The sequence below is a fragment of the Aeromonas sp. 61P genome, from assembly GCF_051919545.1.
Classification (GTDB): domain Bacteria; phylum Pseudomonadota; class Gammaproteobacteria; order Enterobacterales; family Aeromonadaceae; genus Aeromonas; species Aeromonas veronii.
On sequence record NZ_JBQBEL010000001.1, the window covers coordinates 4,601,055 to 4,621,213 of the forward strand.

General features: G+C 59.1%; 18 protein-coding genes, 7 tRNA genes and 1 pseudogene. 11 read left to right on the forward strand and 15 right to left on the reverse strand.

Going from position 1 to position 20,159, the window contains the following annotated elements; translation table 11 throughout:
* Positions 1 to 85: 85 nt before the first annotated feature.
* Together ACTG2O_RS21265 and ACTG2O_RS21270 are read left to right on the forward strand one after the other, a co-directional pair.
* The gene (locus ACTG2O_RS21265; protein WP_021230418.1) at positions 86 to 415 is read left to right on the forward strand and encodes a hypothetical protein; all 330 of its coding nucleotides are present in this window, start codon (positions 86 to 88) and stop codon (positions 413 to 415) included.
* A gap of 263 nt (positions 416 to 678) precedes the next feature.
* Positions 679 to 2,022, forward strand: coding sequence for an NCS2 family permease (locus ACTG2O_RS21270; protein ID WP_111901623.1), 1,344 nt, complete (start codon positions 679 to 681; stop codon positions 2,020 to 2,022).
* A 172-nt stretch (positions 2,023 to 2,194) separates the two neighbouring features.
* Here ACTG2O_RS21270 and gltX read toward each other — a convergent pair.
* Positions 2,195 to 3,609 (reverse strand): annotated as a pseudogene (gltX, locus tag ACTG2O_RS21275) (glutamate--tRNA ligase).
* A gap of 274 nt (positions 3,610 to 3,883) precedes the next feature.
* Here gltX and ACTG2O_RS21280 point away from each other — a divergent pair.
* The 3 genes from ACTG2O_RS21280 (at position 3,884) to ACTG2O_RS21290 (ending at position 7,237) form a co-directional block, all read left to right on the forward strand.
* Entirely contained in the window at positions 3,884 to 5,986 is a 2,103-nt protein-coding gene (locus ACTG2O_RS21280) for a methyl-accepting chemotaxis protein (protein WP_236284833.1), read from the forward strand.
* A 99-nt stretch (positions 5,987 to 6,085) separates the two neighbouring features.
* Positions 6,086 to 6,754 (forward strand): LysM-like peptidoglycan-binding domain-containing protein, encoded by a 669-nt coding sequence (locus ACTG2O_RS21285; RefSeq protein WP_103250429.1) that lies wholly within the window; start codon positions 6,086 to 6,088, stop codon positions 6,752 to 6,754.
* 273 nt (positions 6,755 to 7,027) lie between these two features.
* A complete protein-coding gene (locus tag ACTG2O_RS21290) occupies positions 7,028 to 7,237 on the forward strand; it encodes a cold-shock protein (protein WP_005338972.1) in 210 nt (69 codons plus the stop codon).
* Between the two features lie 239 nt (positions 7,238 to 7,476).
* On the opposite strand, the gene ACTG2O_RS21295 is transcribed toward ACTG2O_RS21290, so the two are convergent.
* From ACTG2O_RS21295 to orn, 8 genes are all read right to left on the reverse strand, one after another.
* Positions 7,477 to 7,552: transfer RNA gene (locus ACTG2O_RS21295), tRNA-Gly, on the reverse strand.
* A 24-nt stretch (positions 7,553 to 7,576) separates the two neighbouring features.
* A tRNA-Gly gene (locus tag ACTG2O_RS21300) sits at positions 7,577 to 7,652 on the reverse strand.
* 24 nt (positions 7,653 to 7,676) lie between these two features.
* Positions 7,677 to 7,752, reverse strand: a tRNA-Gly gene (locus ACTG2O_RS21305).
* Positions 7,753 to 7,776: 24 nt separating this feature from the next.
* Positions 7,777 to 7,852, reverse strand: a tRNA-Gly gene (locus ACTG2O_RS21310).
* A 25-nt stretch (positions 7,853 to 7,877) separates the two neighbouring features.
* Positions 7,878 to 7,953 (reverse strand) — tRNA-Gly (locus ACTG2O_RS21315).
* A gap of 33 nt (positions 7,954 to 7,986) precedes the next feature.
* Positions 7,987 to 8,062, reverse strand: a tRNA-Gly gene (locus ACTG2O_RS21320).
* Positions 8,063 to 8,099: 37 nt separating this feature from the next.
* Positions 8,100 to 8,175, reverse strand: a tRNA-Gly gene (locus ACTG2O_RS21325).
* Positions 8,176 to 8,353: 178 nt separating this feature from the next.
* Positions 8,354 to 8,899 carry an oligoribonuclease gene (gene orn / locus ACTG2O_RS21330; RefSeq protein ID WP_005349380.1) on the reverse strand — a complete coding sequence of 182 codons (546 nt, stop codon included), beginning with the start codon at positions 8,897 to 8,899 and terminating at the stop codon, positions 8,354 to 8,356.
* Positions 8,900 to 8,990: 91 nt separating this feature from the next.
* Here orn and rsgA point away from each other — a divergent pair, with 91 nt between their 5' ends.
* The 5 genes from rsgA to ACTG2O_RS21355 are packed head-to-tail and all read left to right on the forward strand — an operon-like array spanning position 8,991 to position 11,825.
* On the forward strand, positions 8,991 to 10,025 hold the full coding sequence (gene rsgA, locus ACTG2O_RS21335) for a small ribosomal subunit biogenesis GTPase RsgA (protein ID WP_439976605.1): 1,035 nt from the start codon (positions 8,991 to 8,993) through the stop codon (positions 10,023 to 10,025).
* 28 nt (positions 10,026 to 10,053) lie between these two features.
* Complete coding sequence (asd, locus tag ACTG2O_RS21340; RefSeq protein ID WP_026034874.1) at positions 10,054 to 10,926, forward strand: archaetidylserine decarboxylase; 873 nt, start codon at positions 10,054 to 10,056, stop codon at positions 10,924 to 10,926.
* The gene (locus ACTG2O_RS21345) at positions 10,923 to 11,192 is read left to right on the forward strand and encodes a VF530 family DNA-binding protein (RefSeq protein ID WP_005338981.1); all 270 of its coding nucleotides are present in this window, start codon (positions 10,923 to 10,925) and stop codon (positions 11,190 to 11,192) included. Before asd ends, ACTG2O_RS21345 begins: the two co-directional genes overlap by 4 nt.
* A complete protein-coding gene (locus ACTG2O_RS21350; RefSeq protein ID WP_439976606.1) occupies positions 11,182 to 11,433 on the forward strand; it encodes a DUF2960 domain-containing protein in 252 nt (83 codons plus the stop codon). Before ACTG2O_RS21345 ends, ACTG2O_RS21350 begins: the two co-directional genes overlap by 11 nt.
* 2 nt (positions 11,434 to 11,435) lie before the next feature.
* Positions 11,436 to 11,825: a hypothetical protein gene (locus tag ACTG2O_RS21355; RefSeq protein WP_019444909.1), complete on the forward strand. Its 390-nt coding sequence runs from the start codon at positions 11,436 to 11,438 to the stop codon at positions 11,823 to 11,825.
* 85 nt (positions 11,826 to 11,910) lie between these two features.
* Here the strand turns inward: ACTG2O_RS21355 and ACTG2O_RS21360 are convergent, their stop codons facing one another.
* The 5 genes from ACTG2O_RS21360 to gpt all read right to left on the reverse strand — a co-directional run bounded on the left by ACTG2O_RS21360 (position 11,911) and on the right by gpt (position 16,846).
* Positions 11,911 to 13,164 (reverse strand): glutamate-5-semialdehyde dehydrogenase, encoded by a 1,254-nt coding sequence (locus tag ACTG2O_RS21360; protein ID WP_439976607.1) that lies wholly within the window; start codon positions 13,162 to 13,164, stop codon positions 11,911 to 11,913.
* A gap of 34 nt (positions 13,165 to 13,198) precedes the next feature.
* Positions 13,199 to 14,302 carry a glutamate 5-kinase gene (gene proB, locus ACTG2O_RS21365; RefSeq protein WP_005358365.1) on the reverse strand — a complete coding sequence of 368 codons (1,104 nt, stop codon included), beginning with the start codon at positions 14,300 to 14,302 and terminating at the stop codon, positions 13,199 to 13,201.
* 180 nt (positions 14,303 to 14,482) lie between these two features.
* Positions 14,483 to 14,875, reverse strand: a complete 393-nt coding sequence (gene crl / locus ACTG2O_RS21370; protein WP_005339003.1) for a sigma factor-binding protein Crl — start codon at positions 14,873 to 14,875, stop codon at positions 14,483 to 14,485.
* Positions 14,876 to 14,937: 62 nt separating this feature from the next.
* Positions 14,938 to 16,206 carry an esterase FrsA gene (gene frsA, locus ACTG2O_RS21375; RefSeq protein WP_019444906.1) on the reverse strand — a complete coding sequence of 423 codons (1,269 nt, stop codon included), beginning with the start codon at positions 16,204 to 16,206 and terminating at the stop codon, positions 14,938 to 14,940.
* Between the two features lie 172 nt (positions 16,207 to 16,378).
* Positions 16,379 to 16,846, reverse strand: a complete 468-nt coding sequence (gpt, locus tag ACTG2O_RS21380; RefSeq protein WP_005339007.1) for a xanthine phosphoribosyltransferase — start codon at positions 16,844 to 16,846, stop codon at positions 16,379 to 16,381.
* 946 nt (positions 16,847 to 17,792) lie between these two features.
* On the opposite strand from gpt, the gene ACTG2O_RS21385 reads away from it, so the two are divergent.
* Positions 17,793 to 19,244 carry an aminoacyl-histidine dipeptidase gene (locus ACTG2O_RS21385; RefSeq protein WP_019444904.1) on the forward strand — a complete coding sequence of 484 codons (1,452 nt, stop codon included), beginning with the start codon at positions 17,793 to 17,795 and terminating at the stop codon, positions 19,242 to 19,244.
* Between the two features lie 76 nt (positions 19,245 to 19,320).
* On the opposite strand, the gene djlA is transcribed toward ACTG2O_RS21385, so the two are convergent.
* Positions 19,321 to 20,154, reverse strand: a complete 834-nt coding sequence (djlA, locus tag ACTG2O_RS21390) for a co-chaperone DjlA (protein WP_019444903.1) — start codon at positions 20,152 to 20,154, stop codon at positions 19,321 to 19,323.
* Positions 20,155 to 20,159 lie beyond the last annotated feature (5 nt).

A 20,159-nucleotide genomic window follows, 5' to 3' on the forward strand; every position in this document is an offset into this window, starting at 1 on the left:
GCGTGTTGAGGGGAGCTTCGGCTCCCCTTTCTCTTGCCTTTTGACTTACAATCCTAGACGGATGCCTTTGCATGGATGTAGCACGATGACGACCCCCATAGAGAAAAAACTCACCATCCAGATCCGGGTTGAACCGGGTTGCCTCGGGCCGGATGGCAAGGAGCACATAGAGACCTTCTGTGCAGCTGCCGCCAAGATTTTTGCCGCCGTGGAGCCCGAGCTGGTGAGCTGGGTGCTGCTCCCCCGCTACGACAAGCAACTGCCTGAGCAGGAGTTCTTTATCGAGGGGCGCAAGCTGACCGAAGAGCAGGCAAGCCTCTTTCTGCGCCGCTTCGGCCGTGAACTGGGTGAGGTTCAAGACCGGCTCGACTCGGTGCTGGCCCAGTTGGTCGAGCGCTACTTCAAGACCCTTTAAGCCCCAATTTTCGATAAAAGGTTCTCTGCTGAGAACCTTTTTTCACGCTCAAAAAGCAAACGTTTGAATTTTTACTCTATTCATTGATCTGCTTCGCAGATCCGGGGTTTGTAAACGGCGCCGCCTGTGTAAAAATGTGCGCGCTGTCACGGTATCAGGACGAGTCTGGTTACTTAACCGCCAGAAAAAGGGCAATTTACCCCGCATGGATGGGATAGCCCGTTCCCCTGCTGCTTATTTCACGTCACCTATTGGAATCCAACATGAATCAACAACACCAAGCTGCCAATCAGGCCGCCGGGCAAGGATTGCTTGAGCGCCTGTTTGCCCTGCAAGGCCATGGCACTACCGCCCGCACCGAAGTGATCGCCGGTATCACCACCTTCCTGACCATGGTCTACATCGTGTTCGTCAACCCGCAGATCCTCTCTGCGGCGGGCATGGACACCCAGGCCGTGTTCGTCACCACCTGCCTCATCGCCGGTATCGGCAGCATCCTGATGGGCCTGTTGGCCAACCTGCCGATCGCCCTGGCTCCCGCCATGGGCCTCAACGCCTTCTTCGCCTTCGTGGTCGTCGCCGGCATGGGTTACTCCTGGCAAGTGGGCATGGGCACCATCTTCTGGGGTGCCATGGGTCTGTTGATCCTCACCCTGCTGCGGGTGCGCTACTGGCTGATCGGCAACATCCCGCTCACCCTGCGGGTCGGCATCACCGCCGGTATCGGCTTGCTGATCGCCCTGCTCGGCCTGCACAACGCCGGGATCGTGGTGGCCAGCCCCGCGACTATGGTGACCGTGGGCAACCTCACCTCCCTGCCCTGCCTGCTGGGTCTGCTCGGTTTCTTCCTGATCTGCATTTTCTCCGCCCGCGGCGTCCACTCCGCCGTGCTGATCGCCATCGTGGTCACCACGGGTCTGGGCTGGCTGTTTGGCGATGTCACCTTCAAGGGCTTTGTCTCCATGCCCCCCAGCATCGAACCGGTGTTCGGCCAGCTGGATCTGATGGGATCGCTCGATATCAGCCTCGCCGGGATCATCTTCTCCTTTATGCTGGTCAACCTGTTCGACTCTTCCGGCACCCTGATCGGTGTCACCAACCGCGCCAAGCTGGCCGATGACAAGGGCCACTTCCCGCGCATGAAACAGGCGCTGATGGTGGATAGCGTCAGCTCCGTCGGCGGCGCTTTCATGGGCACCTCCTCGGTCACCGCCTTTATCGAGAGCAGCTCCGGCGTTGCCGTCGGCGGCCGTACCGGTCTGACTGCCATCGTGGTCGGCATCCTGTTCCTGCTGGCTATCTTCTTCTCTCCGGTCGCCGCCATGGTGCCGGCCTATGCCGCCGCTGGCGCCCTTATCTATGTGGGCGTGCTGATGTGCTCCGAGCTGACCCGGGTGAAGTGGGAAGATCTGACCGAAGCGGTACCGGCCTTCATGACTGCGGTGATGATGCCGTTCAGCTTCTCCATCACCGAGGGGATCGCCGTCGGCTTTATCTCCTACTGCGTGATGAAGGCAGGCACCGGCCGCTGGCGCGAGATCAACCCCTGCGTGCTGGTGGTGGCCCTGCTGTTCGTCCTGAAGTTCGTCTGGGTCGACAGCCACTAAGCGGCACTATGTCCCAATAAAAATGCCAGTCAGCTGACTGGCATTTTTTTATCCAAAGTATTTTCGACCTGTGCGCTGGCCATAAAAAAATCCGAAACCAGTGGTTTCGGATTTTTGCTATTCAGTATGTGGCAGAGCGGGGTAATCCCCTCGTCTGCCACATCGGCAGAGCTTACTCGGCAGCCATGCGGGCTTCGATGTAAGCCAGTGCGCGGTCGATACGCGCCAGAACACGCTCCTTACCCACCAGCGCCATTACGGCGTCGATGGCAGGGGACTGACCCAGACCGGTGACGGCCACACGCAGCGGCATACCAACCTTGCCCATGCCCTGACCCAGCTCGGCGGCGGTCGCTTCTATCAGCTCGTGCAGCGCTTCGGTGGTCCAGCTATCCAGTGCAGCCAGCTTGGTCTTGGCCAGAGCCAGCGGCTCGGCAGCAACGCCACGCAGGTGCTTCTTGGCTGCCGCTTCGTCGATCGCCTCAAAATCTTCGAACAGATAGCGGCTCTGGGCGGCCATCTCGACCAGGGTGTTGCAGCGCTCGGCCAGCAGGGTGACCACGTCGGCCAGCGCCGGGCCATTGCTGGTGTCGATCTTCTGGTTTTCCATGTGCCATGCCAGATGCTTGGCCACATAGGTCGGATCCAGGCTGCGCATGTAGTGGTTGTTCAGCCACAGCAGCTTGTCGGTGTTGAAGGCAGAGGCGGACTTGGAGATGGCATCCAGGCTGAACAGCTGATCATCTCGTCCAGGGTGAAGATCTCCTGATCGCCGTGGGACCAGCCCAGACGTACCAGATAGTTCAGCAGCGCTTCCGGCAGATAGCCGTCGTCGCGGTACTGCATCACAGAAACGGCACCGTGGCGCTTGGAGAGCTTGGCGCCGTCGTCACCCAGGATCATGGAGACGTGGGCAAACTCCGGCACCGGCGCGTTCAGCGCCTTGTAGATGTTGATCTGGCGCGGGGTGTTGTTGATGTGGTCTTCGCCACGCACCACGTGGGTGATCTCCATATCCCAGTCATCGACAACAACACAGAAGTTGTAGGTCGGCGCGCCGTCGGTACGGCGGATAATCAGATCGTCCAGCTCGGTGTTGGCGAACTCGATGCGGCCACGGACATGGTCATCGAACACCACGGAACCTTCGGTCGGGTTGCGGAAGCGGATGACGTGCGGCGCATAGGCCGGGTGATCGTGGGCGTGGTCGCGGCACTTGCCGTCGTAACGGGGCTTCTCGCCGTTGGCCATCTGGCCTTCGCGCAGTGCTTCCAGACGCTCTTTGGAGCAGAAGCACTTGTAGGCGCGGCCATCAGCCAGCATCTCGTCGATCAGACCGTTGTAGCGATCGAAGCGCTTGGTCTGGTAGTAGGGGCCCTCATCCCAGTTCAGCTCCAGCCATTCCATGCCCTCAATGATGGCGTCGATCGCCTCCTGAGTGGAACGTTCCAGGTCGGTATCCTCAATACGCAGCACGAACTCACCGCCCTGGTTCTTTGCAAACAACCAGGAATAGAGTGCGGTACGGGCACCGCCGACATGCAAAAAGCCGGTCGGGCTGGGAGCAAAACGGGTTTTGACTTTCATCTTTAAGCCTTGTGTAGAGGGCCTTGGGCCAATTCGTTAGAAAAAACCGTCGCATTTTAGCACCGACAATCACGGATGGGAAAACCATGACGCCATTGCGGGCTAAAGTAGGGGATTAAATCTGTCGCCATTTGCATCTGTAGCCCGATATTTGAAGAGGATCGCAAAACCGAAGCCCCGTTTCCGATTTGCTATGCACAATGCTGGAGAGCTGCCTCCTCCGGTCGATACCCAAATAACGCTCACCACACTTCTCACGAACAAGGAAGAGACGATGCAGTTCCGTTCTATCCAGAATCGCATTCTAGTGATGGCCGGGATCGCCATGACCGCAGCCCTGGTCATCCTGATCCTGCTCAACCAATACTCCGGCAAACAAACCCAACAACTCACCATCAGCTCCAGCCGTGAAGCGCTGCAGCAGGAGGCATGGCAGAAGGTCAGCGCCAATGCCCGCGCCGAGGCGGCCACCATCACCCAACTGCTGCAAAAAGGGCTCTCCTACACCCAGCAGATGGCCAGCGCCCTCGCCCTGCAACAACAGGGCAAACTGCCGCTGGATCGCCAACAGGCCACCGACCTGCTCAAGGCACAACTGGCGCTGGAGCCCCAGCTTTATGGCGCCTTCGCCGGCTTCGAGCCCAACGGTTTCGACGGGCAGGATGCCAGCTTTGCTGGCCAGAGTGCGCTGGGCAGTGATGACAAGGGGCGCTTCGTGCCCTACTTCTATCGCGACAAGGATCAAATCGGTACCGATCTGCTGCTCTCCATCGAAAAAACCGACCCGGACGAATTCGGCAATCCCGCCAACGACTACTACGCCTGCCCGAAGCGGGAAGGACGATCTTGCCTCATCGATCCCTTCAAGGTGGATATCAACGGTCAGCAGGTGCTGGTGAGCACGATCACCACCCCCATCATGGTGGATGGTCAGTTCAAGGGGATTGCCGCGCTCGATCTGGCGGTGGACTCCATCAGCCGTCAGGCCAAGAGCCTCAACAGCAACATCTATGATGGCCAGGGGGAGACCCTGATCGTCAGCGCCGCCGGTGTCATCACCGGCACCAGCGGCGATGCCAGCCTGCTCGGTAGCAGCGCAAGTAAGGTGCTGGGCAACCAGTGGCAGCAGTACCTGAAACCGGAAGTTCAGCGTCAGGAGCTGGACGAGTCATTCCGTATTTCCGTCCCCATCATGGTGCCGGGAATGAGCCGCAACTGGGCCATCATCGTCACCCTGCCCTACAAGGTGGTACTGGCGGGCGCCGATCAACTGGAAAAACAGCTGAGCGACATGAACCAGGCAGCCATGACCCAGCAATTGGTGGGCGCCTTTATAGTGCTGGTGCTGGCGCTGGCCACCATGCTGGTGATTGCCCGCAGCATCACTGGTCCCATCCGTCAGATGGTCAGCTTGGTGGATGACATCGCCGATGGTGAAGGGGATCTCACCAAACGTCTCACAACCCGCTCGGTGGATGAGCTGGGGGAGCTCGCCAAGGGGATCAACCGCTTTATCGACAAGCTGCAAGGGCTGCTCGGGGATGTGCTCAAGACTGCTAGCGAGGTGAACCGTTATGCCGGTGACACCGATCGCATTGCCGGTCAGACCGACAACAATCTGCAGCACCATCAGGCCGAGATGGAGCAGATGCTGACCGCGGTACAGGAGATGTCCTACGTCAGTCAGGAGGTCGCCACCCACGCCAACAACACAGCCGACTCGGCCAAACAGGCGCAAAGCGCTGCCGATCAGGGCAAGGAGCGCTTCCAGCAGGTGATCCAGTCGATGCACAAGGTCGCGGCAGAAGCCGGTAAAGGGGCCGAAGTGGTGGAAGGGCTGGCTCACGACAGCGCCCAGATCACCAGCATCCTCACCGTCATTCAGGGGATTGCCGACCAGACCAACCTGCTGGCCCTCAACGCCGCCATCGAGGCTGCCCGGGCTGGCGAACAAGGCCGCGGCTTTGCGGTGGTGGCCGACGAGGTGCGTAAACTGGCGGGCAATACCCAGCAGGCGGTACAGAACACCCAGGAGTTGATAGAGAAGATCCGCCTCAGCTCCACCAATGCAGTCAACGCCATCACCCAGAGCCAGCAGCTGACCCATCAGGCGGTGGGCGAGGCGGATCTGGCGGAAGAGGCGCTCGGCAGCATCTACCAGGCCATCTCCACCATCAACGACATGACCTATCAGATCGCCTCCGCCGCCGAAGAGCAGAGCTCGGTCTCAGAAACCGTCTCCGGCAACCTGTCAAAAACCAACGCACTGGCCAACGACATTGCTCAGGATGCGACCGAAACGGCCAAAGCCAGTCAGGCATTGCGTCAAGCGGCCGACAAATTGCAGCAATTATTGGGTCAATTTCGTCTCAGCTGATAATTTTCCGCATCAGGACTCTCCCCCTCGGGGGCGAGTCCGTTTACCATAGGCGACGAATTTGCCTGATGGCAGGCAATGTAGTGAGAGGTAAATGCCGTGCCCACCCCGGACCGTCGCCCACGAGGCCATAACAGACGAGCCCAGCAGCGTCGCCAAGACGAATCACAAGGATCCCTGCTCCATCGCATCAATGCCGCGACCCTGTCCCTGCGCCAACGTTTTGGCCAAGGGATGAGCAACCTCGGCCAACGTCGCCAGGATGCCAAAGCAGGCAAATTCAAGCTGTCCAGCCCGCTGCCCCGCAAAAACACCATAGGTCTGCTGATCCTGATCCCGCTCTGGCTGCTGGTGCTGGCCTGGGAGCCGGCACCATCCGCCCCCAAAGCCGCCCCTTCCGGCTCTCTGGAAGTGCCGCTGGCCGTGCCTGCTCAAGCTCTAACTGTCGGTAATGGCGCGGCAGGCAGTGCGCCCGCGGCAGCCAAGCCGGTCGAAGAGAAGGTTAACGGCACCTGGCTGCAACACGATGTGCAGGCGGGTGAGACCCTCTACTCCATCTGGCGTAAATTCGAGTTGCCGGGTGCCGAGCTGAGCCGCCTGATCGCCATCGAGGGGCCGGATCGCCCCCTGACCCGCCTGCAATCGGGCCGCTCTATCTTCATCCTGGTGGACGACACCCGCCGCATCCAGCGGGTGGAGATCCGCTCCTACGGTCAGGCAGTCTACCGCTACGACCGGCAAGGCGAAGGCTTCGCCCTCAAGGAATAACAACACGGGAGGCGCTGGCTTCCCGTTTTTTTCAGTCAAATATCTTCAAATAAGCTACTGACTTCACAATATTTTTAGCTTGTTCAAAAAACGAAAGGGGTCAAATTGACAAGGATCGGCGCTAACGTACAATCGTTTGTGCTTTAGACAGGGATTGTTCTACGTGCTACTGGGACAAAGAGACGTGGTCAGTCATGAGCCAACCCCTGCTTGCAAGGCAAATGCAGCCCAGCACGGGCTTAGTTTCATTTTGTTATTGATAGGATTTAGCACATGTCTGACATTCGCACCGGCCAGGTAAAATGGTTCAACGAAACCAAGGGTTTTGGCTTTATTGAACAATCCCAGGGTCCGGACGTATTCGTTCACTTCTCCTCCATCCAGAGCACCGGTTTCAAAACCCTGGCTGAAGGTCAAAAAGTCCAGTTCACTGTGACCCAGGGCAAGAAAGGCCCTCAGGCTGAAAACGTTACTCTGGTCTAAGCCCGCGCCAGTGAATCATGCAGGAGGAGCCAAGGCCCCTCCTCTTTTTTGCCCGCAATTCTCGCCTCCCACCACCTGTCACAACCGCTTGCCTCGTACAATCCGCACCATGAGCCCACATCCCCTTCCTGTTGGCAGGAGGTGGTAGAGACGCGCTGAGTAAACGCCAGATACGACAAAGCATCGCAGCGCGATGTGAAGGGCAATTCAAAGGGATTATGAAAACTTCGAAGAGAGATTGGAGCGGGAAACGAGACTCGAACTCGCGACCCCGACCTTGGCAAGGTCGTGCTCTACCAACTGAGCTATTCCCGCAACAGAATGTCATTTACAAGTGATTGGAGCGGGAAACGAGACTCGAACTCGCGACCCCGACCTTGGCAAGGTCGTGCTCTACCAACTGAGCTATTCCCGCAACGGAATGTCACTTACAAATGTTTGGAGCGGGAAACGAGACTCGAACTCGCGACCCCGACCTTGGCAAGGTCGTGCTCTACCAACTGAGCTATTCCCGCAACAGAATGTCATCTGCAAGTGATTGGAGCGGGAAACGAGACTCGAACTCGCGACCCCGACCTTGGCAAGGTCGTGCTCTACCAACTGAGCTATTCCCGCATCGGAATATCACTTACAAATTTTTTGGAGCGGGAAACGAGACTCGAACTCGCGACCCCGACCTTGGCAAGGTCGTGCTCTACCAACTGAGCTATTCCCGCAACAATTTGGTTGTCTTGAGGCTGGCTGATGATTGGAGCGGGAAACGAGACTCGAACTCGCGACCCCGACCTTGGCAAGGTCGTGCTCTACCAACTGAGCTATTCCCGCATCGGGCTGGTTTGCACCAGTGTCATCATCAGATTTTTGGAGCGGGAAACGAGACTCGAACTCGCGACCCCGACCTTGGCAAGGTCGTGCTCTACCAACTGAGCTATTCCCGCAACTACCTTAAAACAGGCCGTACAGCATTTGGTTGCTTGCGCTACTGTACGGGAGCCGAATTATAAGAGCAGTCATTCCAATTGCAAGGGCTTTTTTGTCTGGTTGCGCGCGTTCGCTCAAAAGCTGGCCGAACTGTCGATTTTAGCAGCCAGCGCATGACAACCCCTTGCCGGGGAATCAGATCTTGAAGACGTGGCTGCGATAGAACTGCAGCTCGGCGATGGATTCGCGGATATCGTCCAGCGCCTGGTGGGTGCCGCTCTTCTTGAACTGATCCAGCAGTTCCGGCTGCCAGCGGCGTACCAGCTCCTTGATGGTGCTGACGTCGACATTGCGGTAGTGGAAGAAGGCTTCCAGCTCGGCCATGTGCTTGACCATGAAGCGGCGATCCTGACCGATGCTGTTGCCGCACAGCGGGCTGGTGCGCTCCGGCACCCACTGGCGAATGAACGCGAGGGTCTCGGCAATGGCTTTCGCCTCGTCGTGCTGACTCGCCTTGACCCGGGCCACCAGACCGCTCTTGGTATGGGTGTTGACGTTCCACTCGTCCATCTTGGCCAGCTCTTCATCACTCTGATGAATGGCGATGACCGGCCCTTCGGCCAGTACGTTCAGATCCTTGTCGGTGACTATGGTAGCAATCTCCAGTACCACGTTCTCTTCGGGGTCGAGACCCGTCATCTCCATGTCGATCCATACCAGGTTCTGCGCGCTGACTGTCATGATTGCTCTCTCTATTGGGAGGAATGGCGGAATTTTGCCAATTTGCATGTATCATACTGGCTTTGGATCTGTTCATAAACTGGCGAATCGAGTGGCAAAGAAAGCAAAACTCAATCTGGGTCAACAAAGGCGCGTCCAGGCCAACCGCGAACGGCGGCTGCAAAAAGATCACACCACAGTGGTGGATGACACCCTGTTTGGCCCCGCCATCGAAGGGGTGGTGATCAGTCGTTTTGGTCAGCACGCAGACGTGGAAGCGGTCGATGGCACCATCCACCGCAGCAACCTGCGGCGCAGCAGCATCAGCAGTCTGGTGTGCGGCGACAAGGTGGTGTGGCGTCCCGGCCTCAATGCCGCGGCAGCGGGCGTCATCGAGGCGGTGCATCCGCGCCACTCGGTACTGACCCGGCCGGACTTCTACGACGGGGTCAAACCCATCGCAGCCAACATCGACCAGATCATCATCGTCTCGGCGGTGATGCCCGAGTTCTCCACCAACATCGTCGACCGCTATCTGGTGGCCGCCGAGGATGTGGAGATCCGCCCCCTCATCGTGCTGAACAAGGTCGATATGCTGGATGATGTGGCCCGCGCGCGCATCGAACGCCAGCTCGAAACCTACCGCAAACTCAATTACGAGGTGCTGCTGGTGAGCTGCGAGAGCGGTGAAGGGCTCGATGAGCTGAAAGCCGCTCTGACCGACAAGATCAGCATCTTCGTTGGCCAGTCCGGGGTGGGCAAGTCGTCGCTCACCAACGCCCTGATGCCGGGGCTGGATGTATTGACCGGCGAGATCTCCGAAAACTCGGGGCTCGGCCAGCACACCACCACCACGGCGCGACTCTACCACTTCCCGAGCGGTGGCGATCTCATCGACTCCCCCGGGATCCGCGAGTTCGCCCTCTGGCATCTGGAAGCCGACCGTATCACTTGGTGCTTCGTCGAATTCCGCGACTATCTGGGTGGCTGCAAGTTTCGCGACTGTACCCACAAGGACGATCCCGGCTGTGCCCTGCGCGCCGCGGTCGACGCGGGCGCCATCAGCGCCGATCGCTTCCACAACTATCACCGCATCCTGGAAACCATGCAGGAAGCCCGTCACGGTCGCCAACAGGCGCGCCTGTGACCCTGTTTAACCTACGTTGATGATGAACATGAGCATTACTGACAACCTGAAAATTGCCGGTCAATACTGTCTGCCCAAGCACGCCCTCTCCCGTCTGATCGGCAAGTTTGCCGCCGCCGAAGCGGGCAACATCACCACCAAGGTGATCGAGGCTTTTATCAAGCAGTACCAGGTCGACATGAGCGAGGCGCTGCACGAGAGCCCGGCCCACTACAAGAGCTTCAACGAGTTCTTCACCCGCGAGCTCAAGCCCGGTATCCGCCCCGTGGTAGAAGATGCCATGACTCTGGCCCTGCCGGTGGATGGCACCGTCAGCCAGCTCGGCCCGATCCAGCAGGGTCGCATCATTCAGGCCAAGGGCCACGACTACAGCGCCCGCGAGCTGCTGGGCGGCTATGAGGATCTGGTTGCGCCGTTCAAGGATGGCGACTTCGCCACCATCTATCTGGCGCCCAAGGATTACCACCGCATCCACATGCCGCTGGACGGCGTGCTGGAGAGCATGGTGTTCGTGCCGGGGGATCTCTTCTCCGTCAACCCGCTCACCGCCGAGAACGTGCCCAACCTGTTTGCCCGCAACGAGCGGGTGGTCGCCACCTTCCGCACCCCGCACGGCCCCATGGCGCTGGTGCTGGTCGGTGCCACTATCGTGGCCAGCATCGAGACCATCTGGGCCGGCAACATAGCGCCGACCAAAGAGAAGAAGGTGGTACGCTGGGACTACACCGGCGACGAAGCCATTACCCTGCAGAAAGGCGCCGAGATGGGCCTGTTCAAGCTGGGCAGTACCGTGGTCTGCCTGTTTGGCCCGGGCATGCTGGCCGGTTTCGAGCCCCATCTGGCCAATGGCGTCACCACCCGTATGGGTCAGCCCTTTGCCAAGCTGGCGGAGCAGGCATGAGCGAGCAACCGAACGCCTCGCAGAAGAACAACCCGCTGCACGGGCTGACGCTGGAAGCCATCGTCACCGCGCTGGTCGAATACTACGGCTGGGAAGAGCTGGGGCAGCAGATCAATATCCGCTGCTTCACCGATAATCCCAGCATCAAGTCCAGCCTGAAGTTCTTGCGCAAGACCCCCTGGGCTCGGGAGAAGGTCGAAAGCCTCTACCTCTACGTTCAGCGCAAGCAAGCCAAATCGAAGAAGGAAGGGCAAGATGGCCTTTAAGATTACGTACACCTATAAAAAACAGGCCAAAGAGATCGGCTACGCGAACGACAAGTTCCGCAGCATCTACGACGCCATCGCGGCAGCCGAAGGGCTGGATCTCACCAGTTTTCACGCCATGGAGGTCCAGCTGGCTCAGGTTTGTCGCCGTGACAAGAAAAGCGTGAAGGATTACCAGGAGAACTACTTCAAAGAGTTGGGATTCTCCAACATCGTCATCGAACGAGATCTGCAGGAGTAACCATGCGCACCTTGACTCTGATGGCCGCCTCTCTGCTGCTGGCGGCATGCAGTACACCGGAACAACATCTGGTGGGCGGCGATCGTGACAGCCACGGCTGTATCGGCAGTGCGGGCTATCAGTGGTCAGCGCTCACAGGCAAATGTGTGCGCCTGTTTGAAGAGGGTATCCGGCTCAATCCAACCGATGCCAGCCAGACCAGCAGCGCCTTCGTGCTGTTCAACACCGACCAGACGCAGGCCGAACTGCATCTGCCAAGCGGCGAGCTGCTTGCACTGACCCGTCAAGGTGCGGAGGGCAACTGGTCGTGGCAGGGTAGCGGCTACACCCTCTTTATCTGGAAAGGTTATGTGCTCAAGCACGGTGACAAGGCGCTCTATCACGGGGAATAACCCGATCGCCTGATATCTTCGCGATATCCACCAAATAAAATGCCGACCCAAGAGTCGGCATTTTTGTATCTGAGACAACAGGTTATCAGGCACGGCTGAGGTAATCGGCCTGTCCCACCCACTTGTAGCTGGTAAGCTCGGTCAGCCCCATGGGGCCACGGGCGTGCAGCATCTGGGTCGACACCGCCACTTCAGCGCCCAGACCAAACTGGCCACCATCGGTGAAACGGGTGGAGGCGTTGACATAGACAGCCGCCGAACCGGCCCCGTTGACGAAACGCTCGGCGTTGGCCAGATCGTTGGTCAGGATGGCATCGGAGTGGCCGGCGTTGTGTTCGCGCATATGGGCCAGCGCCTCGTTCACATCCGCCACCAACTTGACCCCCAGGGTCAGCCCGAGCCACTCGGTATCGAAATCCTCCGGCCCCGCCTCGCACAGGTTATCGGCACCCGCCAACTGCGTCATGGCGTTGGGCGCGGCCACCAGCGTCACCTTGCGCTCGTTCATCAGCGTCACCAGCTGCGGCAGGAAAGCCGAAGCGACTTTCTCGTGTACCAGCAGAGTATCGAGGGCATTGCAGGCGGAGGGGCGTTGCACCTTGGCGTTGTCGATGACCGCCAGAGAGCGCACCAGATCGGCACTCTCGTCGACGAAAATATGGCTGATACCGAACCCGCCGATGATGACCGGGATGGAGCTGTTCTCCTTGCACATCTTGTGCAGGCCGGCACCGCCGCGGGGAATGATCATGTCCACGTAGCGGTCGAGACGCAGCAACTCGCCGACCAGCGCACGATCCGGGTTGTCGATGTACTGTACTGCTGCCTCGGGCAGGCCGGAGGCCGCCAAGGCATGCTGGATCACCCGCACCAGCTCCAGATTGGAGTGGAAGGTCTCGCGCCCACCACGCAATATGCTGGCGTTGCCAGTCTTGAGGCAGAGGCTGGCGATATCGATGGTGACGTTGGGGCGCGCCTCGTAGATGACGCCGATAACCCCGATGGGCACCCGACGACGAGAGAGCCGCAGGCCATTTTCCAGCACCCGGCTATCCATTTCGGCGCCGACCGGATCGTCCAGCGTGATCACCTTGCGCACATCCGCCACAATCCCGGCCAGCCGCGCCGGATTGAGCAGCAGGCGATCCAGCATGGCTTCTGACAAGCCAGCCTCACGCCCTGCCGCGATATCCTTGTCGTTGGCCGCGAGGATCTGTTCGCTTCGCGCCTCCAGCTCATCAGCGATGGCGGCCAGCGCCCGATTCTTCTGCGCCGTGCTGATGGTAGCCAGCTGATAGGCGGCTTCACGGGCCGCCTGCCCCATTTTCTCCAGACTCATCTCGGTTCCCTTTGTTCATGCCGTGCCGCCCTGATTAGAGCAGCACCATGTCGTCTCGATGGATGGCTACTGAACCATATCCATAGCCCAGTACCTGCTCAATCTGATCCGAGTGGACGCCGCGCAGCTTCTCCAGCTCCAGATGGTCGTAACGGCAGATACCGCGCGCCAGCTCGGCGCCTTTGGGATCAAGAATGCGCACCACATCGCCTCGAATAAAGTCGCCCTTGACCGCGACGATCCCCTTGGGCAGCAGGCTGGAGCCTTTCTCCTTCATGGCGGCGACAGCCCCCTGATCCACATGGACTTCGCCGTGAGGGGGCGGGCCTGCCAGGATCCAGCTCTTACGCCCTTCCAGCGGGGACGCCAGCGCCGGGAACAGGGTGCCAATCCGCTCGCCCTTGGCAAGACGGCCAATCACCTCCGGCATCTGGCCGGTCGCGATCACCACGTTGACACCAGCTCGACGGGCCACATCGGCGGCCTGCAGCTTGGTAGCCATGCCGCCGGTGCCAAGGCCGCTGACACTGTCACCCGCCAGCGAGCGCAGGGTATCGTCGATGGTCTGCACCTCTTCAATAAGCTGGGCGTCGGGATTGGTGCGCGGATCGGCGGTAAAGAGCCCCTTCTGGTCAGTCAGCAGGATCAGCAGATCCGCATCCGCCAGAATGGCGGCCCGTGCGGAGAGGTTGTCGTTGTCGCCGACCTTGATCTCGGCGGTCGCCACCGCATCGTTTTCGTTGATGACCGGAATAATGCGGTGGTCGAGCAGGGTGCGCATGGTGTCGCGGGCATTGAGGTAGCGCTCCCGATCTTCAAGATCGGCGCGGGTCAGCAGCATCTGGCCGATATGCAGACCGTAGAGGTTGAACAGATCCTGCCATACCCGAATCAGCTGGGTCTGACCAACCGCCGCCAGCATCTGCTTGTTGGGCAGGGTTGGCGCCAGTGGCGGGTGACCCAGATGTTCACGCCCGGCGGCGATAGCCCCTGATGTGACGACCACGACCCGATGGCCGTGACGGTGCAAGGCCGCACACTGTCTGACCAGCTCGACCATATGGGCACGATTGAGCTGGGAAGACCCCCCTGTGAGCACGCTGGTGCCCAACTTGACGACTATGGTTCTGTTTTCCATGGGAGCATAAAGGCTAAAAAGTAAGGAATATCTTTATACCCACGGCCATGGTGCCCTGCAAGGCAATTAACGCCGGGGGTGAGGAGATGAAGCAAAGGCCCGGATGATTGCGGTCGGAAGGGGAGATGGCTGACTGATGGCCCGGCAAACAGCGGGATGCTGCTCGCCGGGCATCAGGGATCAAGCCGCGGTCACGGTCAACTCATTGGTGACCTGATCCGCTGGCGCTAACTGGCACTCCAGTGCCGTCAGTTTGTCGCTGATGAGCTTGTAGAAACGGTTGAGGGTCCGTTCCACTTCTACCTGGTGCTTCTTGGGGATCGGCTTGTCCAGCCACTCACCATCAGCATTGTAGAAACCGAGCTGATAGTGGTAACGGAAATGGTGATCGTCCTGCTCCAGCACCAGCCACCAGCCCCAGAACTCCCGCTTGTCCGGCGCCGGCTTGGCGCTGACACAGACCGACAGGCAGTCGAAACGATAACGCCCCTCTTCGCAGAGATCTTCGCGTAAATAGGGGCCAATGGCAGCAAACTGCCTTAGCAGTCGCTTGTAGGTCACTCTTTCAGACATGTTAACCTCCCTGTTAAACAAGCCGCACCACCTCGGGATGGTGTCAGTTCTTTAGCGCAATGTCAGGTACACAAATGCTGTTTCAGCCACTCGACGATTTCGTCCAGCGCCTTGTCATACACCTCCAGCAAAGGCTGTTTGTCGAATACGATGGCCTTGCCGTTACGACTGGCCGCCGCCAATGCCCGTACATCCTGCTCGGGACAAATAAAATCTCGCTTGTGTCCAATACTCAATATCGGCACTGAGGTGCGAGTCCCCAGTAATCCTTGTGTTTTAAGTGAAAATACCTGGCACTTGGTACGCATGCCGTCCCACTGCGCCGCATCAGCCCCCAACCGGTTGGCCAGACTATCCCGCATCATGCGCGGGCACTTGGCAAACAGCTCCTGATTGGTAAACACCTGATTGACCCCGGCGCCGACACAGACCACGGTCCGCAGCTTGAACGGTTCGATAAAGGCCAGTCTGGCTGCGATATTGCCCGCCAGACGCATCCCCACCATGGCGATACGCTGATGGTCGACCCAGGCCACTTCGGAAAGGTAATGGAGCACCGCCTGATGAAGGCGGCTGGTATCCTGCACCAGCGGCCAATGCTCGGCATAGCCGACCCCGGGCATATCGAGGGAGAGCATGCCGATACCGTTGGGCTCGAGCCGTTTGAGATAGAAGTTGAGGAAATCGAGCTGCAGGGAGTCGATCCCGCCGCTGATGATCACCAGCGGCACCGGTTTTTCGGTCGTCGGCAGGTGGAGATAACCCTGAATATGCTTGCCGCGAAAAGGCACCTGGATCTCTTTGAGCGGCACCTTGAACAGGCGACCCGCCTCGCGATAGGCCATGTTGCCGAGCAGCTGGGCCTGATCCGCCAGCTCGTCATCCTTGAGATGGGGATAGCTGGCGATGGAGTAGTAGCGCACCGCCTTGAGCAGCTGTTTCAAGGCGCCAGAAGGATCACCCTTCTCGCGCAGTTCGCGGCCCTGCTTGAAATAGTTGCCAGCCACCTGGCTCCACTCGTAGATCCAGTTGCCGGGCACATAGCCCTTGATGGTATCGAGATAGCAGTCATGGGTACGCTCGCCGGGCGCCATGGCGATACGGGCCAGGGTCTGCTCCACTTCGATGGGATCAGCACCCTGCCAGGTCCAGGAGGGGCGACGCAGCAAGCGATACCAGCTCTTTGACATGGAGCCGTCGATAAACATCTCGTCTGACTCGGCTTGCGCCAGATCAGCCGCACTGGAGTTGGAGATCTCGGATGTTTCCAATACCTTCTTGACGCGGGTAAAGAGCTGTTCGGTCAGGTTTAGGTCTTCGTTCAAGTCCAAGATAGTGTCCCATTCATATCAGGCAATAGCTCATCTTAACCACTTTTACTGCCCATCAGCCACCCTGCAACAGATTGATACACAAAAAAACAGGGCTCCAAATTGGAGCCCTGTGAAACCATTATTGCCGGTTGCAACCAATGGACGCAGCGAGCATCACATCCCGATCCCGTTACTTTTCGTCGCAGATCGGTGTGGCGAACTCCAGTGCCATATCCCACGGCTGTTCAATCCAGGTATCCTGCGGGATCGCCACTTCGAAATCGTCCAGCAGCGCTTCGCCCATCGGCTTGGCAAAGATCGCGATGAACTTGGCTTTAGGGTAGAGCTCGCGGATCGCCTTGGCGGTAGTGCCGGTGTCCACCAGATCTTCCACCACCAGCCAGCCTTCGCCGTCACCGGCGGTGGTGGCAGCCTTCACGACTACCAGCTCGCGCTGGCTGTCATGGTCATAGCTGGAGATGCAGAGGGTTTCCACATTACGAATGCCAAGTTCACGGGCCATCAGGGCTGCGGGCACCAGACCACCACGGCTGACCGCGATGATACCTTTCCACTGGCTGACAGGCAGCTGACGACGGGCCAGACGGCGAGCTTCACGTTGCAGGTTGTCCCACGACACATAGAACTTTTTCGGCATGTTATCGATCTCGAATAGTTATTTAAAAACAATCACTTAAAATAACAACATCCGCAATTATCCCTGCGGATGCCAGTAAATGGCGGCCCTTGCCCGACTGAATTCAGATTGCACTTCGGCTGCCTCAGGGCTAAGCCTCGGCAGCAAATCTGATAACAATGGAAGCAAGATGGGCTTATCCGGCGATCGGTTAGATGATGTGTCCAAACCGCGGACAGGCTGTTGGGCCGATATGATAGCACCGTTTGCAGAGAAAATGCCTGGCAAACGTATGCCAAAAACAGGAAAAATCGGCATCACCCTCTCCATTCGGCACATCTCGAGCGCCAAACGACTAACCTGCCGTCCCTGCTGCCGAGTCCAAATGGGCTGTACGGCAAATCGCAGATAAAAAAATAGCAGGGGGAGGATTTACCTCACGCACCTGCTGCTTTCTCGCCTCTGCCTGGTTGGGCAGCTCGTCTTAGCGACGAGTGACGAAGGGGTTAGGGTAGCTGAAACCCTGGGTATACAAAGAGGGGGCAAACCAATAGGTTGAGTTGCTGCCTGGCATATTGAAACTCCTGATTGCTTAACAAGTTACGTACCTTTATGCGGGCTCAAATCCTTGAACGAACACTCGGTTCCATGGAGGCGCACTTGCTTTGCTTCGGTTCCCTGGAGGCTTTCATCGTCATCCTGACGGGTGGCGAACCACGGGAGCTAATTTACCAGTCGGTGCGTTAAATTCAATATTTTTGTGAGATCGGTCACACATTTTCTTTTCTATCGGTCAGCGTCGTCCGAACCTGACGATCGTACTGCCTGGTTGCCATCAGCCAGCACAAGCTGCCTGCGATTTGCGCTGATTGCTCACATTTTTGTGTGATTGACTGTATTATCGTTATCCACTTTCCAGGCCCACTGACGGGGCCTCTTTCATTCCGTGCTGGTAAGGAGTCCTGACGTGGCACAACTAAGTTCCTTGTCCCCCCAACTGATTTGGCATTTCTTCGAACAGATCTGCTCCATCCCCCACCCTTCCAAGCATGAAGCCAAGCTGAGCGCCTGGATCGTCCAATGGGCGCAAGAGGAAGGTCTGGCGGTCAAACAGGATAACGTCGGCAACATCATCATCAAGAAACCGGCCACCCCGGGGATGGAAAACCGCAAGGGCGTGGTGCTTCAGGCCCACATCGACATGGTGCCGCAGGCCAACGCAGACACCAAACACGACTTCGCGACCGATCCCATCGATGCCTATGTTGATGGCGAGTGGGTTACTGCCCGTGGCACCACGCTGGGTGCCGACAACGGCATCGGTATGGCCGGTTGCCTGGCAGTGCTGGCTGACAAGACCATCAAACACGGCCCGCTGGAAGTGCTGCTGACCACTGACGAAGAGACCGGCATGACCGGCGCCTTCGGTCTGGAAGCGGGCTGGCTGGAGGGCGAGATCCTGCTCAACACCGACTCCGAAGAGGATGGCGAGGTCTATATGGGCTGCGCCGGTGGGGTGGATGCCAATATCCGTTTCCCGCTCGAGCTGGTTGATGCTGCGGAAGGCGAAGCCCTCGAGCTGGCCGTCAAAGGGCTGCGTGGCGGTCACTCCGGTTGCGATATACATCGCGGTCGTGGCAACGCCAACAAGCTGCTGGTGCGCCTGCTCAAAGCTGCCGAGCCGCTCGGTATCCGTCTGGCCGAGATCCACGGCGGCACCCTGCGCAACGCCATCCCACGCGAAGCCCGTGCCACTCTGCTGGTACCCGCAGCCAGCGTAAACGAGTTCAAGGCGCTGGTTGACCGCTATACCGGTATCTACCAGACCGAGCTGGCCGCCACCGAGCCGAACCTGGCTCTGCTGGTCAACAGCGCCGCCAAACCGACCAAGCTGATGAGTGTCTCCCTGCAGCAGCGCCTGCTGGATGCCCTGATGGCCTGCCCGAACGGCGTGATGCGCATGAGCGATGCCATGCCCGGCGTAACCGAAACCTCCACCAACCTGGGGGTCATCAAGACTCAGGATGGCGAAGTGTATGTCCAGTGCCTGATCCGCTCCCTGATCGACTCCGGTCGCGAGAGCATCGAGCAGATGACCCGCTCCCTGTTCACCCTGGCGGGTGCCAGCTGCGAATTCACCGGTGCCTATCCGGGTTGGGCGCCGAACGTGGACTCCCCCGTCATGGCGCTGGTGCGCAACAGCTACCAGACCCTGTTCGGCACCATGCCCAACGTGATGGTGATCCACGCCGGTCTCGAGTGCGGTCTGTTCAAGAGCGCCTATCCGGAGTGGGACATGGTCTCCTTCGGCCCGACCATCCGCGGTGCCCACTCCCCTGACGAGAAGGTACACATCCCGGCAGTCGAGCGTTTCTGGCAGCTGCTGGTGCACGTACTGGAAGCCATTCCGGCCAAGTAAGACAGCCCAACGGCAAAACAAAAGCCCCGCACTGCTGCGGGGCTTTTTATTGTCTGTCCCAGCCTGACTTTGGCGCTTAACGGATACCGCGGGCCTCGCGGATCCACTCCCAGGCTTGCTGGATCTCCTGGGTCTTCTCCTTGGCCATCTCCATCATCTCCGGCGGCAACCCCTTGGCAGCCAGCTTGTCCGGGTGATGCTTGCTCATCTCCTTGCGGTAGGCGCGCTTGATATCCTGATCGCTGTCGCTCTCGCTCACCCCCAGCAACTGGTAGGCATTCTTGAGGCGATCCGCAGAGGGTGCCGCCTGCCGATACTGCTGACTACCGGAATGGCCCCCCTGATACTGGCCATGGGCCTGATTGAAGAAGTTCATCTGCGCTTCGGCCATCGCCAGAATGCGGGCCAGCTCGATGCGGCTGAAGCCCAGCTCGTCGGCAATGGTGTGCAGAATGGCGCGCTCGCCCTCCTCTACCCGCCCGTCGGCAAAGGCCGCCTGCAGTTGTACCTCGAGGAAGAAGCGCAGAATGTCGCGCTGCCCCAGACTGGCACGGCGGAACTCGGCCAGGGTCTCGCGCAGCGGGAAGTCAGCCTCCTTACCGAGACGAAACGACTCCTGCGCTCGGGCACGCTGTTCGCCCGCCAGCCGCATACGATCCATCAGGTTGGAGGCAACCCGGATCTCCTGTTCGGTCACCTGACCGCTTGACTTGGCGATGTGACCCATCACCGAGAAGGTGGCGTGGAAGAAGACGGCTTGCTGCTCCTGACTCGGACCGCGACGAAACGCCCCCTGCAGCCCCATGCCACGGTCGAAACGATGGCCGATCCAGAGGCCAATCAGGGCGCCGATGATATTACCGAGCAGAAAACCGAAGAAGGCGCCCAGCACCTTACCCCAAATACGCATGGTTC

Bases quoted from the DNA above. Each gene is read 5' to 3' on its own strand.
- ACTG2O_RS21345 (WP_005338981.1), top strand. From the start codon at position 10,923: ATGAGCGAGCAACCGAACGCCTCGCAGAAGAACAACCCGCTGCACGGG.
- ACTG2O_RS21360 (WP_439976607.1), bottom strand. From the start codon at position 13,164: ATGAGTCTGGAGAAAATGGGGCAGGCGGCCCGTGAAGCCGCCTATCAG.
- gpt (WP_005339007.1), bottom strand. From the start codon at position 16,846: ATGCCGAAAAAGTTCTATGTGTCGTGGGACAACCTGCAACGTGAAGCT.
- proB (WP_005358365.1), bottom strand. From the start codon at position 14,302: ATGGAAAACAGAACCATAGTCGTCAAGTTGGGCACCAGCGTGCTCACA.
- ACTG2O_RS21265 (WP_021230418.1), top strand. From the start codon at position 86: ATGACGACCCCCATAGAGAAAAAACTCACCATCCAGATCCGGGTTGAA.
- orn (WP_005349380.1), bottom strand. From the start codon at position 8,899: ATGACAGTCAGCGCGCAGAACCTGGTATGGATCGACATGGAGATGACG.
- ACTG2O_RS21280 (WP_236284833.1), top strand. From the start codon at position 3,884: ATGCAGTTCCGTTCTATCCAGAATCGCATTCTAGTGATGGCCGGGATC.
- crl (WP_005339003.1), bottom strand. From the start codon at position 14,875: ATGTCTGAAAGAGTGACCTACAAGCGACTGCTAAGGCAGTTTGCTGCC.
- ACTG2O_RS21355 (WP_019444909.1), top strand. From the start codon at position 11,436: ATGCGCACCTTGACTCTGATGGCCGCCTCTCTGCTGCTGGCGGCATGC.
- ACTG2O_RS21290 (WP_005338972.1), top strand. From the start codon at position 7,028: ATGTCTGACATTCGCACCGGCCAGGTAAAATGGTTCAACGAAACCAAG.
- ACTG2O_RS21350 (WP_439976606.1), top strand. From the start codon at position 11,182: ATGGCCTTTAAGATTACGTACACCTATAAAAAACAGGCCAAAGAGATC.
- asd (WP_026034874.1), top strand. From the start codon at position 10,054: ATGAGCATTACTGACAACCTGAAAATTGCCGGTCAATACTGTCTGCCC.
- ACTG2O_RS21270 (WP_111901623.1), top strand. From the start codon at position 679: ATGAATCAACAACACCAAGCTGCCAATCAGGCCGCCGGGCAAGGATTG.
- djlA (WP_019444903.1), bottom strand. From the start codon at position 20,154: ATGCGTATTTGGGGTAAGGTGCTGGGCGCCTTCTTCGGTTTTCTGCTC.